This window comes from Agromyces subbeticus DSM 16689 (assembly GCF_000421565.1).
Lineage (GTDB): Bacteria > Actinomycetota > Actinomycetes > Actinomycetales > Microbacteriaceae > Agromyces > Agromyces subbeticus.
Window position 1 is genome coordinate 172,521 of the sequence record NZ_ATXG01000004.1, and the last position, 12,575, is coordinate 185,095.

General features: G+C 71.3%; 14 protein-coding genes. 5 read left to right on the plus strand and 9 right to left on the minus strand.

Features of this window, described 5'->3' with window-relative positions; genetic code table 11:
* Positions 1 to 105 precede the first annotated feature (105 nt).
* The gene (locus H521_RS22410; RefSeq protein WP_022892643.1) at positions 106 to 1,548 is read left to right on the plus strand and encodes an acyltransferase family protein; all 1,443 of its coding nucleotides are present in this window, start codon (positions 106 to 108) and stop codon (positions 1,546 to 1,548) included.
* Here H521_RS22410 and H521_RS0108735 read toward each other — a convergent pair.
* The 3 genes from H521_RS0108735 to H521_RS0108745 form a co-directional block, all read right to left on the minus strand.
* A complete protein-coding gene (locus H521_RS0108735) occupies positions 1,457 to 1,903 on the minus strand; it encodes a methylglyoxal synthase (protein ID WP_026482093.1) in 447 nt (148 codons plus the stop codon). The genes H521_RS22410 and H521_RS0108735 overlap by 92 nt on opposite strands.
* A 135-nt stretch (positions 1,904 to 2,038) precedes the next feature.
* Complete coding sequence (locus tag H521_RS0108740; RefSeq protein ID WP_022892645.1) at positions 2,039 to 2,836, minus strand: ABC transporter permease; 798 nt, start codon at positions 2,834 to 2,836, stop codon at positions 2,039 to 2,041.
* Entirely contained in the window at positions 2,833 to 3,648 is an 816-nt protein-coding gene (locus tag H521_RS0108745) for an ABC transporter ATP-binding protein (RefSeq protein ID WP_022892646.1), read from the minus strand. Before H521_RS0108745 ends, H521_RS0108740 begins: the two co-directional genes overlap by 4 nt.
* A 79-nt stretch (positions 3,649 to 3,727) precedes the next feature.
* Between H521_RS0108745 and H521_RS0108750 the strand changes: the two genes are divergently transcribed.
* The gene (locus H521_RS0108750) at positions 3,728 to 4,282 is read left to right on the plus strand and encodes a helix-turn-helix domain-containing protein (RefSeq protein WP_022892647.1); all 555 of its coding nucleotides are present in this window, start codon (positions 3,728 to 3,730) and stop codon (positions 4,280 to 4,282) included.
* 3 nt (positions 4,283 to 4,285) lie between these two features.
* Here the strand turns inward: H521_RS0108750 and H521_RS0108755 are convergent, their stop codons facing one another.
* The 3 genes from H521_RS0108755 to H521_RS22415 all read right to left on the minus strand — a co-directional run bounded on the left by H521_RS0108755 (position 4,286) and on the right by H521_RS22415 (position 5,686).
* Positions 4,286 to 4,906, minus strand: coding sequence for a hypothetical protein (locus tag H521_RS0108755; RefSeq protein WP_022892648.1), 621 nt, complete (start codon positions 4,904 to 4,906; stop codon positions 4,286 to 4,288).
* 9 nt (positions 4,907 to 4,915) lie between these two features.
* Positions 4,916 to 5,323: a DUF4383 domain-containing protein gene (locus tag H521_RS0108760; RefSeq protein WP_022892649.1), complete on the minus strand. Its 408-nt coding sequence runs from the start codon at positions 5,321 to 5,323 to the stop codon at positions 4,916 to 4,918.
* A gap of 81 nt (positions 5,324 to 5,404) precedes the next feature.
* On the minus strand, positions 5,405 to 5,686 hold the full coding sequence (locus tag H521_RS22415) for a hypothetical protein (RefSeq protein ID WP_156891331.1): 282 nt from the start codon (positions 5,684 to 5,686) through the stop codon (positions 5,405 to 5,407).
* Between the two features lie 232 nt (positions 5,687 to 5,918).
* Here H521_RS22415 and H521_RS0108770 point away from each other — a divergent pair, with 232 nt between their 5' ends.
* Positions 5,919 to 7,331: a MinD/ParA family ATP-binding protein gene (locus H521_RS0108770; protein ID WP_026482095.1), complete on the plus strand. Its 1,413-nt coding sequence runs from the start codon at positions 5,919 to 5,921 to the stop codon at positions 7,329 to 7,331.
* Positions 7,332 to 7,398: 67 nt separating this feature from the next.
* Positions 7,399 to 7,998, plus strand: a complete 600-nt coding sequence (locus tag H521_RS0108775; RefSeq protein WP_022892652.1) for an antibiotic biosynthesis monooxygenase — start codon at positions 7,399 to 7,401, stop codon at positions 7,996 to 7,998.
* A gap of 102 nt (positions 7,999 to 8,100) precedes the next feature.
* On the opposite strand, the gene H521_RS0108780 is transcribed toward H521_RS0108775, so the two are convergent.
* Positions 8,101 to 8,883 (minus strand): IclR family transcriptional regulator, encoded by a 783-nt coding sequence (locus H521_RS0108780; RefSeq protein WP_022892653.1) that lies wholly within the window; start codon positions 8,881 to 8,883, stop codon positions 8,101 to 8,103.
* Between the two features lie 93 nt (positions 8,884 to 8,976).
* On the opposite strand from H521_RS0108780, the gene hutH reads away from it, so the two are divergent.
* Positions 8,977 to 10,617, plus strand: coding sequence for a histidine ammonia-lyase (hutH, locus tag H521_RS0108785; RefSeq protein WP_022892654.1), 1,641 nt, complete (start codon positions 8,977 to 8,979; stop codon positions 10,615 to 10,617).
* Between the two features lie 75 nt (positions 10,618 to 10,692).
* Here the strand turns inward: hutH and H521_RS0108790 are convergent, their stop codons facing one another.
* On the minus strand, positions 10,693 to 11,514 hold the full coding sequence (locus tag H521_RS0108790; protein ID WP_040424286.1) for a phosphate ABC transporter ATP-binding protein: 822 nt from the start codon (positions 11,512 to 11,514) through the stop codon (positions 10,693 to 10,695).
* Between the two features lie 160 nt (positions 11,515 to 11,674).
* Positions 11,675 to 12,553 carry a sortase gene (locus H521_RS0108795; RefSeq protein ID WP_084512159.1) on the minus strand — a complete coding sequence of 293 codons (879 nt, stop codon included), beginning with the start codon at positions 12,551 to 12,553 and terminating at the stop codon, positions 11,675 to 11,677.
* Positions 12,554 to 12,575: the final 22 nt, after the last annotated feature.

Sequence of the window (12,575 nt, forward strand, 5' to 3'; positions counted from 1 at the left end):
TACCGCAGTACGGGCACGGAACCGCTCCGCCGGGTGATGATCACCTCGCCGCCGCGTTCCTAACCTGCCTGCGTGGGCGGATGGGCCGCCCGGAAGGGGCTGGTCATGACCGACTCACTCGTACGCTCGTCCGGATCAGGTCGGGCCGGCGACGCGGCTCGCCCCGCGGCATCCGCGCCCCGCCCGTCGGGTGTCGCCCGCGACTCGAGCGTCGACGCGATCCGGGCGCTGCTGCTCGTCGTCGTCTTCGCCCTGCACGCGATGATGGTCGGCGTGAGCGTCGGCCCCGACGGCCCCGTGCTGCAGAACGCGCTCGAAGACCAGGCCTGGTTCGGCCCGGTCACCTGGGTGCTGCAGATCATGCCCCTCTTCTTCATCGCCGGCGGCTTCTCGAGCTTCCACCACTGGCGCTCGATGCGCGGTCGGGGCGCGAGCGACGGCGACTACATTCGTGCGCGGGTCGAGCGGCTCGTGCGGCCCGCGATCGCCCTCGTCGCGGTCGTCGGCGGCACGCTCGTCGCGCTCAGCCTCTCGGGCCTCGCGCCGGAGCTCGTGGCGACCGCGGGCTTCCGCATCGGCCAACCGCTCTGGTTCCTCGGCGTCTACCTCGCCACCTCGGCGCTCGTGCCGCTCATGGTTCGTGCGCATGAACGAGCGCGCACGCTCACCCCGATCGCCCTCCTCGGCGGCGGCGTCGCCGTCGATGCGCTGCGACTGTCGACGGGCATCGAGGGCATCGGCTTCCTGAACCTGCTGCTCGTGTGGCTCCTCGTGCAGCAGCTCGGCTTCCACCTGGCCGACGGCGGCCTCGACCGGCTCGGGCGCACGGCGCTCGTCGGCATCGCCGCGGCATCCCTCGGCGCCCTCGCCCTGCTCACCGCGAGCGGCCTGTACTCCGTCGACATGTACGTCAACCTGAACCCGCCGACCGTGTGCCTCGTGCTGCTCGGCATCGCCCAGCTCGCGCTCTTCCAGCTGGCACGCCCGGCCATCAGGGCGTGGGTCGAGCGAGCGGATGCCTCGCGGCTGGTCTCGGCCGTGGGCGAACGCGCAATGACGGTCTATCTCTGGCACATGCCCGTGCTCGTCGGCCTCGCCGGCGCGCTGCTCGTCGCGAACGCGACGTTCGGCCTCGCGCTGCCCGAGCCGCTCAGTGTCGACTGGTGGGCGAGCCGGCCGATGTGGCTGAGTGTGGCAGCGGCCGTCGTGGTGCCCGTCACCCTCCTCTTCAGCCGGTTCGAGCGTGCGCGACGGGCGTCCGGCACCGCGAGCGTGCCGGGCGGCGCGTCCGTCGCGGCATCCTTCCGCCGCCCGATTCCCTCGACACCCTTCACCGCGATCGACGCCGTATGCGGCGTTGCCGGAGTGGCGGTCGTGCTCGTGACCGGGTTCGGCCCGCTGCAGGCGGTCATCGCACTCTCGCTGCTCACGATCGCGCTGCTCGGCAGCGCCCGGCTCAACCGGATGCGAGGTCGTGCACTTCGTGACCTCGCGACAGGTGCGGCCGCTGGTGCGCGTAGCCGTTGGTCAGCAGCGGCGACGAGATGAGCATGTCGGCACTGGCCGTGTTGAGCGCGGTGGGCACGTTCCAGACCGTCGCGATGCGCAGCAGCGCCTTGACGTCGGGGTCGTGCGGCTGCGCCGACAGTGGATCCCAGAAGAAGACGAGCACGTCGAGGTGACCCTCGGCGATCTTCGCCCCGATCTGCTGGTCGCCGCCGTGCGGACCGGACAGGAAGCGGGTCACGGGCAACCCGAGCGACGTCGACAGCATGCCGCCGGTGGTGCCGGTGGCATAGAGGTGATGTCGCGCGAGTGAACCGCGATTGAAGTCCGCCCAGTCGAGCAGGGCGGCCTTCTTGTTGTCGTGTGCGACGAGCGCGATGTGATGCGGACCGGTCATGACGCGACCTCCCCCGAGGTGCACGAGCGTGACGCCATCGTCGTTGGCTCTCGATGTGTTGGAGCAACTGACGTTCACAGGCTAGGGGTGGGTCTCGTCGGCCGCAATGGCCCGGCGGGAACTGCTCGGGCGCGCTCAGCGCAGGTCGCGGCGGAGCGGGATGGCGATGGCGACCCACGCCGCGACCGCGGCGTAACCGAGCAGCACGAGCGCACCGACGAATGGCGAGGTGGTGGCTGCCGCGGCGAGCGGCAGCTGTTCGGCGATGGCGTCGCTGAGGAAGGTGAAGTCGGTCAGCGCCGCGGTCGCCCCGCCGGGCAGATAGGGGTGGATCACGTTGACGCCGGGGATGATCATCAGCACGTGCTCGAGGAAGTAGAAGTACCCGAGCACGATGCCCACCGCGAGCAGCTGGTGCCGCGCGAGCGCGCCGATCGCGACGCCGAGGATCATGTACACGGCCGCCGCGAGCGCGAGGCGCCCAAGGAGTGCCGCGAGCGCGCCGAGCTGCACGCCGAGCTCGACGCCCTGCAGTGCTGCACCGACCATGACCGCAGTGCCGGCGAAGAGCGAGGCGACGAGCCCGTAGGCGATGCCGAGCGCGCCGAACACGAGCAGCTTGGCGGCGAGCACGCGGCCCCGGCGCGGCGCGGTGAGGAAGGTCGTGCCGATCGTGCGGTGCCGGTATTCGCCGGTCACCGCGATCGTGCCGATGAGCGCGGGCACGAAGAGCAGCAGGCCGCTCATGCCGACGACGATGCCGACGCCTTCGGCGGTGTCGAGCCCGGGCAGCGGCGGCGTGGCGTTCTCGGGACCGACGAGGGCGAGCAGCCCGGTGAGCCCGCCGCCGCAGCACGCCGCGATGACGAGCGACCAGAGGGGCAGACGGGTGGCGAAGAGCTTGGCGAACTCGCCGCGGATCAGCCGGCTCATGCGCGGACTCCTTCGATGTCGGATGCTGCGGTGGACGTGAGCTCGAGGAACGCCGCCTCGAGGCTCGTGCCGCGATCGGTGAATGATGCGAGCGGGCCGCTCCAGGTGACGCGCCCGCGGTCGATGAGCACGAGGTCGTCGATGCCGTGCTGCAGCTCGGTGAGCACGTGGCTCGAGAGCAGCACCGTGCGGCCGCTCGCGGCGAACTCGCGGAGGAACGTGCGCAGCCAGACGATGCCGGCCGGGTCGAGGCCGTTGGACGGTTCGTCGAGCACGAGCACGTCGGGGTCGCCGAGCAGGGCGGTGGCGAGCGAGAGCCGCTGGCGCATGCCCGTCGAGAAGGTGCCCGCGCGACGATCGAGGTACTCGGAGATGCCCGTGAGTTCGGCGACCCGCTCGACGCGAGCGGCGTCGTGGCCGCCGAGGGCGGCGAAGCTCCGCAGGTGCCCGCGCGCCGTCATGGCGGGGTGCGCCGCGGCGATGTCGAGCACCGCGCCGACGGTGCCCGTGGGGTCGGGAAGCTCCTGGTATCGGATGCCGCCGATGAGCGCCGTGCCGGCGTCGGGCCGGGTGAGGCCCAGCAGCATCCGGAGCGTCGTGGACTTGCCCGCCCCGTTCGGCCCGAGGAATCCGGTCACCCGACCGGGCGCCGCGACGAAGCTCGCGTCGCGCACGGCGTCGACACCGCTGATGCGCTTGGCGAGGCCGGCGACCTCGATCGGCACCCCGCTCATCGCCCGGTCCCGGCGAGTGGTCGTGCGGCGTGCGCCGGCGGTCTGCGGCGACGCGGTGTCGCTCGATGCGGTGATCATGTCGGGATCCCTTCGGTGGCATACTCGAACGAGAGCAATGAGAATGTTCTCACGTTGAGAATAGTGAGCCGGAGGGCCCATGCGCAAACCGTCGCCGATCGCCGATGTCGTCATGCACCCCGTGCGGCTGCGCATCATCCAGCAACTCGGCGCGCGCGAGGTCACAACGGCCGACCTGCGCAGCGCCCTGCCCGACATCCCGCAGGCGACGCTCTACCGTCATGTCGCCGCGCTCGTCGACGCGGACATCCTGACCGTCGTCGACGAGCGCCGCGTGCGCGGTGCAGTCGAGCGCACCTTCGCCCTCGGCGAGCGCATGGCCCACGTCGACCACGCGGAGCTGCGCGAGATGGGCAGCCGTGAACTGCAGCAGGCCTTCCTCACGTTCCTCGCCCATGTCGGCGAGAACTTCGACCGGGCGAGCGCGGCTGAAGACCCTGATTTCCGCGAGTTCCTCGGCTTCGGCGAGATGCGGCTGCACGTCACTCGCGATGACCTCGCGGTGATCCAGGCGGGGCTCGGCGAACTTCTCGCGCCCTACATCGCCGCCGATGCCGGCCACGATGGCCGTCGCACCGTGATCCTCGCGACGGCGCTCATGCCGGCCGACGGCGGAGCGCCCGGCGGCGCGTGAGGCTCAGTGCCCGTGGCCGCCCGGCTGCTCAATCGGGTCGAGCTGATGCATGCCGTGCGGCACCGCCTGTTCGCCCGCCTCGGTTGCGGCGAGAGCGGGGGTCGCGAGCGCGGCCACGAGTGCAGCGCCCGAGGCGAGGCCGATGAGCCGTGCGGCGACGGATGCCTCGCGGCGGGCGGGTCTCGAGACGCTCGCTTCGCTCGCTCCTCGACCAGCGGGACGGGGCGCGCTGGCTCCTCGACCAGCGGGAAGGGGCTCGTCTCGACGAGCGCGGCGGGTGCGACCGCGGAGCTCGAGCCCTGCTGAGAGTGCCATCACGACGATGAACACGGATGCCGCGGCGAGTGGCCCCGGCGGGATATCCGTCGCCACTGACGCGCCCGTCGCGACCGCCGCCGCCATCCCCACGAGGGTGACGGCGGTCGCGACGAGCACGACGGACGGAACGAGCACTCGCCCCGCCCGAAGCGCGAGCACACCCCAACCGAGCGCGGCGATGCCGAGCACGATCAGGGCGGGCTGCGCCGCTCCCCCGGCACCGGCGGCGAGCGCCATCAGCACGAGTCCGGCGCCGAAGGCGGCGAGCATCGGCCAGCTGCGCGTGGCCACAACCAGTGCCTGCATGACCGGCCCCTATGCCGTCGCCACGCGTCCGGAACGCTCGGTGCCGAGGGCGACACCCAGCAGGAGGATCGCACTCGCGAGGTGCAGGAAGTGGTCGGCCGTGTTGAGCGCCAGGATGTTGGCGGCGGTGTCGGCGATGAAGAAGCCGACGATGCCGAGAAGCAGGTAGGTGGCGCCAACCGTGCCGTTGACCGCCTTCGCGGCGGCGGCCGAGACGATGCCGCCGATCAGGAAGGCCGCACCGATGAGCAGGTGCACCACGTTCGCGAGCGGATTCACCTCGAAGAGGCCGAGGACGAGTCCTCCTTCAGTCGCGACGAAGCCGACCCCGCCGGTGACGGCGAATCCGAGCAGCCCGACGAGCAGGTAGACCGCACCGAAGATGACCGCAACGATGCGGTTCGGAGAGTTTCGCATGAGATTCCTCCTTCTCAGGCACGGCGATCGCCGTGCATATGGAAGTTCGGAGCAGCCGGGCCGGCGGATTGGTCGACGTGTTCAGTCTCGAGGCGGTGAGCCGTCGTCGACGTCGATCTCGCCGGCATCGATCTCGCCGGCATCGATCTCGCCGGCATCGATCTCGACGTCGCCCGGGTCGTCTGGCCCGCCGGTGCCCGGAGCGAGCCTGACCCGCTCCGCCACGTCGGGCTCGAGCGAGTCGGGCACCGGGTCGGCCTGCTTGGCCCGGGTCTCGGCCTCGCTCGCGGGGCTGTAGCTCGTGTCCTTCTCGGTCAGCTCGTCGTCGTTCAATCCACCGTCACCGGTTCCAGTCCGATCCATGCCGCGAAGCTATGCCCTGCGACGGTCGAGCGGGAACCCCTTGCCAACCGGGCCGGCGGGCGGTAGGCGGCCCGATCGGGCCCATGCAAGGCATCCCCGTACACTGATCGTGGGGATCGTCGACGCGCCGGGGCGGCGGAATGCGCGCATACCGCCGAAGCGAGACGCAGTGCACACTGCATCAGAGCTGCGCATCGACTCCGCTCCACGCGCACCAACCGAGGGGAACGTCTTGTCGACACCGACCAACACGCAGGATGGCGTCACGGTCTTCCTGACCTCCGCCACGCAGGCCGACGTGCACGCCGATGGCACTGTCACCGGCATCCAAGCCGCCGACGGCGGCGCACTTCGCGACCAGGTCGTCGCGTTCGTGCAGGATCGCGCGCAGCGCCTCGGGGCAGCCGCCACGGCCTCGCTCATCGACGACTCGTCGCACTGGACCCTGACCGTCGAACCCGACGGCCGGGTGACCGAGGCGCCATCGGCGCTCGCAGCCGAGGAGTTCGCGGAGGTCGCGCCGACCTCGACCGCTCCGATTCCCGTCGTGCCGCCGCATTTCTCGATCCCCGTGGCATCCGCCCCGCCGCCCGTCTCGGCGGCGCCGGCACGGGTCTCGAGCCCGACACCGGCCCCGGCAGCAGCACCAGCGCTTGTGCCCCCGGCACCGACGCCCATTTCGTCCCCGACGGCGGCCGGCGCAAAGCCGCACCGCCCGACGGTCGACGACCTGCTTTCGAGCCGCCCGCGGGTGCGCCCGCTGCGCGCGACCACCGGCTGGCAGGGCCGGGTGCGCCGGCTCAGCGGCGGCCTCATCTCGCCGAAGCCGAGCGCGGCCGAGCAGTCGAAGCACGAGCAGACCACCCGTGTGCAGAAGCGGCTCGACGGCCCCCGCACGATCGTGGTGCTGAACCCCAAGGGCGGCGCGCACAAGACGACGAGCACGCTGCTGCTCGCGGCGACCTTCGGCCGGCTTCGCGGCGGCTCCACGCTCGCGTGGGACAACAACGAGACCCGAGGCACGCTCGGCTGGCGTGCCCAGCACTCGCCCCACCACCGCACCGCCGTCGACCTGCTCAACGACCTCGAGCGGTTCGAGAACCCGAGCGTCGCGAGCCTCAGCCAGCTCGACGAGTACGTGCGCACGCAGGTCGACGCCCGCTTCGACGTCTTGGCCTCAGACGAGGATGCCGCGGCGACCTCGACCATCGACGACGCCGCGTTCGACCGCCTGCATCGCACCCTGTCGCGCTACTACCGGCTGCTCGTGGTCGACACCGGCAACAACATGCGCGCCTCGAACTGGGTGGCGGCCGTCGCGGCGGCCGACCAGCTCGTGATCGTCTCGACGGTGCGCGAAGACACCGCCGCGAGTGCCGCCTGGCTGCTCGACGGGCTCGCCGAGAAGGGCTTCGGCGACAAGGTCGAGCGGGCCGTGACGATTCTCACCTCGCCCTCTGAAAAGCCCGACCGTGAGCTCGAGCAGCGCCTCACCGATCACTTCGGTGCGCTCACCGCCGCGGTCACGACCATCCCCTACGACGACGCGCTCGTCGACGGCGGCACGATCGACTTCGACGCGCTGTCGTCGGAGACGAACGACGCGTGGCTGCGGGCTGCCGCGGTGGTCGCCGACCAGCTCTGAACCGACCGCTCGGACGCCGCTGAATCGGCCGCTCACCTACACTCGAAGACAGCTGAGGGGGTGGCGAATGGCCGGTGAACCGATCACGGTCTCGATCCGGCGCGAGGTCGACCCCGAGCGCATCGCCGAGGCGACCGCGTGGGTGCAGACCGGCGTGAATCTCGCCGCGAAGTACCCGGGGTTCCTCGGCTCGGGCTGGGTGCGCGCCGGCGAGGGCTCGCAGGTCTGGCACATGCTCTACCGCTTCGCGAGCGAAGAGACGCTCGAAGCGTGGGAGCGCTCCTCGGAACGCACCTGGTGGCTCTCGATGGGCCAGGGCTTCGTGCGCTCCGAGCGCAGCCGTCGACGCAGCGGCATCGAGGGCTGGTTCGACGACCCGGCGACCGGTTCGGTTCCGGTGGCGGATGCCGCGGCATCCACTTCGCTCGACGAACTGCCGCCGGCGCCGCCGCGCTGGAAGCAGGCCGTGACGATCTGGCTCGGCTTCTTCCCGGTGAACCTCGTCTTCACGCTGCTCGTCACCTCGTTCGTGCCCGGTTGGGACGACCTCGCCGTCGCCCTGAAGGTGCTCGTCACCACACTGCTGCTCACCCCGGTCATGACATTCTGGGCGCTGCCCTTCATCACCCGCCTGCTGCGTCGCTGGCTCGCCCCGACCGCGCGCTGACCCCGCGGTGACCCCGCGCCGGGTTCGGGACCACTCGTTTCGCGCGGGACCCCGGATGTCGGTGGTCCGGTGCGATACGGGTGGTCCCGAAGGGAGACCCGATCAGCGGATGCCGCGGATACGCCGTGACAGCAATGCCGCCGCGTCGCGCACCCCGGCGACGGCCTGCTCCTGCAGTTCGGCCCGTGCATCGTCGGGGAAGGTGACCGCGATCGCCGCGGCCGGCCAGCCGAGATGGTCGACGACCGCGACCCCGACCGAGGCGAGGCCGCCCGTGACCTCGCCGTCTTCCGCGGCGAACCCGGCCTCGCGCACCGCCGCGAGCACGCGCTTCAGCCGGCCGTAGCTCCACTCCGCGGCATCCGCTTCACCGGCCGAGACGCGCGCGGCGAACGCCGACCGCTCGGGATAGAGGGCGCGCAGCTGCGCGGGCGGCAGCTCGGCGAGCATCGCCCGGCCCGTGGCGGTGAGGTGGGCGGGCAAGCGAACGCCGACGTCGGTGACGAGCGAGGGGCGGCGCGGCGCGCGCTCCTCGACGAGGTAGAGCACGTCGCGCCCGTGCAGCACCGCGAGGTGGCCGCTCTCGCCGAGCCGGTCGACGAGGGAGGCGACGAGCGGCCGGCCGAGGCGGGCGAGCGGCTGCTGCCGCGAGAAGCCGCTCGACAGCTCGAACGCCGCGACGCCGAGCCCGTAGCGTCGCTCTTCGGGCAGGTGCACGACGAAGCCGCGTTCCTGCATGACGGCGAGCAGGTGGTAGACGGTCGAACGAGGAATCGCGAGTGCCTGCGCGATCGTCGCGGCGGGCACCGGCCCGCGCTGCGCCGCGAGGTGGGTGAGGATCGCGAGCGTCTGGTCGGCCGCGGGCACCTTGGATTGCTCGGTCATCTCTCCTCCGAGCTCAGTCTAGATCTGGGATACCGGACGATGACCCTGCGCGCACGCTTCCCGCGCGCGCGAGCGCGGTGTGGAATCGGAGGTATGAGCAGCAGCATCTCCGCACCCGTCCGCGCCGCGGCATCCGTCACCGTCGGCACCGGAGCCCTCGGCATCGACGACGTCGTCGCGGTCGCGCGCCACGGGGCACCCGTCGTGCTCGACCCCGCCGCGCTCGACGCCGTCGCCGCGAGCCGCGCGATCATCGAGGGCCTCGCCGCCGACCCCGAGCCGCACTACGGCATCTCGACGGGCTTCGGCGCACTCGCGACGACCTTCATCGCCGAAGACCGCCGCGCCCAGCTGCAGTCGAGCCTCGTGCGCTCGCACGCCGCCGGCTCGGGCGCCGAGGTCGAGACCGAGGTCGTGCGCGCGCTCATGCTGCTGCGCCTCTCGACGCTCATGACCGGTCGCACCGGTGTGCGCCGCGAGACCGCCGAGACCTACGCGGCCATCCTCAACGCGGGCATCACGCCGGTCGTGCGCGAGTACGGCTCGCTCGGATGCTCCGGCGACCTCGCCCCCCTCGCGCACTGCGCGCTCGTGGCGATGGGCGAGGGCGAGGTTCGCGTCGATACCGTCGGTCGAGTAGCGACGAAGGAGCGTATCGAGACCTCGAGCGCACCGGGTCTCGATACGCCTCCTTCGTCGGCTACTCGACCGGCGAGTGAAGCCCTCGCCGCCGCCGGTATCACGCCGCTGCGCCTCGGCGAGAAGGAGGGCCTCGCCCTCATCAACGGCACCGACGGCATGCTCGGCATGCTCGCCCTCGCCATCGACGACTTGCGGATGCTGCTGACCACCGCCGACATCGCGGCGGCCATGAGCGTCGAAGGGCTCATGGGCACCGACGCCGTGTTCGCCGAAGACCTCCACCGCCTGCGGCCGCACGCCGGCCAGGCGGCATCCGCTGCGAACCTGCGCACGCTGCTCGCCGGCTCGCCCATCGTGGCGAGCCACAAGGGACCCGAATGCACTCGCGTGCAAGACGCCTACTCCCTGCGCTGCGCACCCCAGGTGCACGGCGCCGCCCGCGACACGCTCGCCCACGCGGCATCCGTCGCCGACGCCGAGCTCGCGAGCGCGATCGACAACCCCGTGCTCACCCTCGACGGACGCGTCGAGTCGAACGGCAACTTCCACGGGGCGCCCGTCGGGTACGTGCTCGACTTCCTCGCGATCGCGGTGGCGGATGTCGCGTCGATGAGCGAGCGCCGCACCGACCGGTTCCTCGACCGCGCGCGCAACCAGGGCCTGCCGCCATTCCTCGCCCACGAGGTCGGCGTGGACTCGGGCCTGATGATCGCGCAGTACACCGCCGCGGGCATCGTGAGCGAGCTGAAGCGGCTCGCGGTTCCGGCATCCGTCGACTCGATCCCGTCGTCGGCCATGCAGGAGGACCACGTGTCGATGGGCTGGGCTGCTGGTCGCAAGCTCCGTCGGGCGATCGACGGGCTCGGTCGCGTGCTCGCGATCGAGGTCATGACCGCCGCCCGCGGGCTCGCGCTGCGGGCACCGCTCGTGCCGGGAGCCGCGACGGGAGCCGTCGTCTCGCTCGTGGCCGAGACGGGCGCGGTGCCCGGCCCCGATCGCTACCTCTCCCCCGAGATCGAGGCGATCTCGGGGCTCGTGGCCTCGGGTGCGGTGGTGTCGCGTGCAGCGGATGCAGCGGGGCTGCTCGCCTGAGTCGACCGTGAGCCGCGCACGCTGAGGCGGCGCTCGCCGCCGGGTTGCCGGGCGGTTCGGCTCACGGTGCCGGCGTCACCCGAACCGCCCGTTCACGTAGTCGAACGTTCGCGGGTCGATCGGGTCGGCGAACATCGCATCGGTGTCGCCGTGCTCCACGATCGCGCCGGGTGTGCCCTGCGAGGCGAGGAAGAACGCGCAGTGCTGGGAGACCCGCTGCGCCTGTTGCATGTTGTGCGTCACGATGACGATCGTGACCTCGTCCGCCAGCTCGAGCATCGTCTCCTCGATGACGCGCGTCGACGTCGGGTCGAGTGCCGAGCACGGCTCGTCCATGAGCAGCACGCGCGGTCGCACCGCGAGCGATCGCGCGATGCAGAGCCGCTGCTGCTGGCCGCCCGAGAGCCCGGCACCCGGCGCACGCAGACGGTCCTTGACCTCCTTCCAGAGGCCGGCCTTCGTGAGGCACGATTCGACGAGCTCGTCGCGCTCATCGCGCGACACACGCGTTCCGGTCAGCGTGAGACCCGCGACGACGTTGTCGTAGATCGACTGGGCCGGGAACGGATTCGGCTTCTGGAAGACCATCCCGATGTGCTTGCGCGCCTCGACGAGCTTGCGTGCCGGGTCGTAGATGTCTTCACCGTCGAGCAGCACCTCACCGGCGAGCGACGCCGACGGCACGAGCTCGTGCATGCGGTTCAGGATGCGGAGGAACGTGGACTTACCGCATCCGGACGGCCCGATGAGCGACGTGATCACGCCGGCTTCCATCGTCAGCGACACCCGATCGAGCACTTGGTGATCGCCGAACCACGCCGAGATGTTGCGGCCCTCGAGGGTGGCGAGCTCGGTCGGCGCCGTGACGAGGCCGTTCGAGGCGGGTTCGGGCCTCATGATACGAGTGAAGCTCGGCAGTCGGATGCCGCGGAATCCGATGCGGCTCTCGGGAATCGCCTCGACGGTGGTCAGGTCTTCGGTCATGGTCGGCTTCCTTCAGGGGGCGCGGGGTCAGGGGGCGCGGGGTCAGGGGGGTCGCGGGTCGGCGGATCGCTGGTCAGAGCAGGTTGGGCAACAGCCGCACGATCTCGCCGGTGACCCAGAGGCCGGCGAGCAGGGTGAGCGGAATGAAGACGATCCAGGTGCGGCGCGGCCCGACGTTCCGGTACGACCACACTGCGGCGAACTCGACGATCAGGAGGAACTGCAGGCCGAACACCAGCGCCCAGAGCATCGACGTGTCGCCGTGCAACTCGCGATCGGACTCGGGCAGCGTGACGAAGTTCGTCAGGCGCACGCCTCTCGGCTGTGCTTCGCTCGTGAGGCGGGCGTCGACGCGCGCGATGCCGGAAGGCCAGAATGGCGCGCCGCGCGCGGTCGTGAGGATGACCCGGCTCTCGCCGGCGGTGAGGCGCGGGGGTGCAGGGTCGCCCGCGTAGCGCAGCCCGATCACCTCGAACGTGTGCTCGCCCTGCCCGGTGATCATCGTGAACTCATCGCCGGGAGCAAGCTCCTGGATGCGCGCGAACGGCCCGCCGTACGCTGCGGCACGGCCGAGCAGCACGCTCACGCCGGCCTGGCCGGGCAGCGCCGTGTCACGTCGATGGCCGGGGCCCAGTTCCGTCGTGGCGGAGTCGGTGCCCTCGACGATGATCTCCTTGATGCCGAGTTGCGGAATCTCGAGCAGTGCCACCGGCGCACCGTCGGGCAACAGCACGTCGTGCACGTCGCCCTCGCTCACCGGGGCGACCCCCTCCTCCAGCTGGGCACGGAAGGTGTCGCTCAGTTGTTGCTGCGTCACGAAATGGCGAACCTGACCGATGACCATGACATTGAGCACGAGTGCGAGCAGCAGCACCGAGCAGACGATGAGTGCGCCACGGATGAACTGCTCACGCGGCGACAGCACGATCGGCGGGCGTGGTGCCGTCGGCATGCGGCGAGGGGGCTTCGGAACT

Bases quoted from the DNA above. Each gene is read 5' to 3' on its own strand.
- H521_RS22410 (WP_022892643.1), top strand. From the start codon at position 106: ATGACCGACTCACTCGTACGCTCGTCCGGATCAGGTCGGGCCGGCGAC.
- H521_RS0108735 (WP_026482093.1), bottom strand. From the start codon at position 1,903: ATGACCGGTCCGCATCACATCGCGCTCGTCGCACACGACAACAAGAAG.
- H521_RS0108740 (WP_022892645.1), bottom strand. From the start codon at position 2,836: ATGAGCCGGCTGATCCGCGGCGAGTTCGCCAAGCTCTTCGCCACCCGT.
- H521_RS0108745 (WP_022892646.1), bottom strand. From the start codon at position 3,648: ATGATCACCGCATCGAGCGACACCGCGTCGCCGCAGACCGCCGGCGCA.
- H521_RS0108750 (WP_022892647.1), top strand. From the start codon at position 3,728: ATGCGCAAACCGTCGCCGATCGCCGATGTCGTCATGCACCCCGTGCGG.
- H521_RS0108755 (WP_022892648.1), bottom strand. From the start codon at position 4,906: ATGCAGGCACTGGTTGTGGCCACGCGCAGCTGGCCGATGCTCGCCGCC.
- H521_RS0108760 (WP_022892649.1), bottom strand. From the start codon at position 5,323: ATGCGAAACTCTCCGAACCGCATCGTTGCGGTCATCTTCGGTGCGGTC.
- H521_RS22415 (WP_156891331.1), bottom strand. From the start codon at position 5,686: ATGGATCGGACTGGAACCGGTGACGGTGGATTGAACGACGACGAGCTG.
- H521_RS0108775 (WP_022892652.1), top strand. From the start codon at position 7,399: ATGGCCGGTGAACCGATCACGGTCTCGATCCGGCGCGAGGTCGACCCC.
- H521_RS0108780 (WP_022892653.1), bottom strand. From the start codon at position 8,883: ATGACCGAGCAATCCAAGGTGCCCGCGGCCGACCAGACGCTCGCGATC.
- hutH (WP_022892654.1), top strand. From the start codon at position 8,977: ATGAGCAGCAGCATCTCCGCACCCGTCCGCGCCGCGGCATCCGTCACC.
- H521_RS0108790 (WP_040424286.1), bottom strand. From the start codon at position 11,514: ATGAGGCCCGAACCCGCCTCGAACGGCCTCGTCACGGCGCCGACCGAG.
- H521_RS0108795 (WP_084512159.1), bottom strand. From the start codon at position 12,553: ATGCCGACGGCACCACGCCCGCCGATCGTGCTGTCGCCGCGTGAGCAG.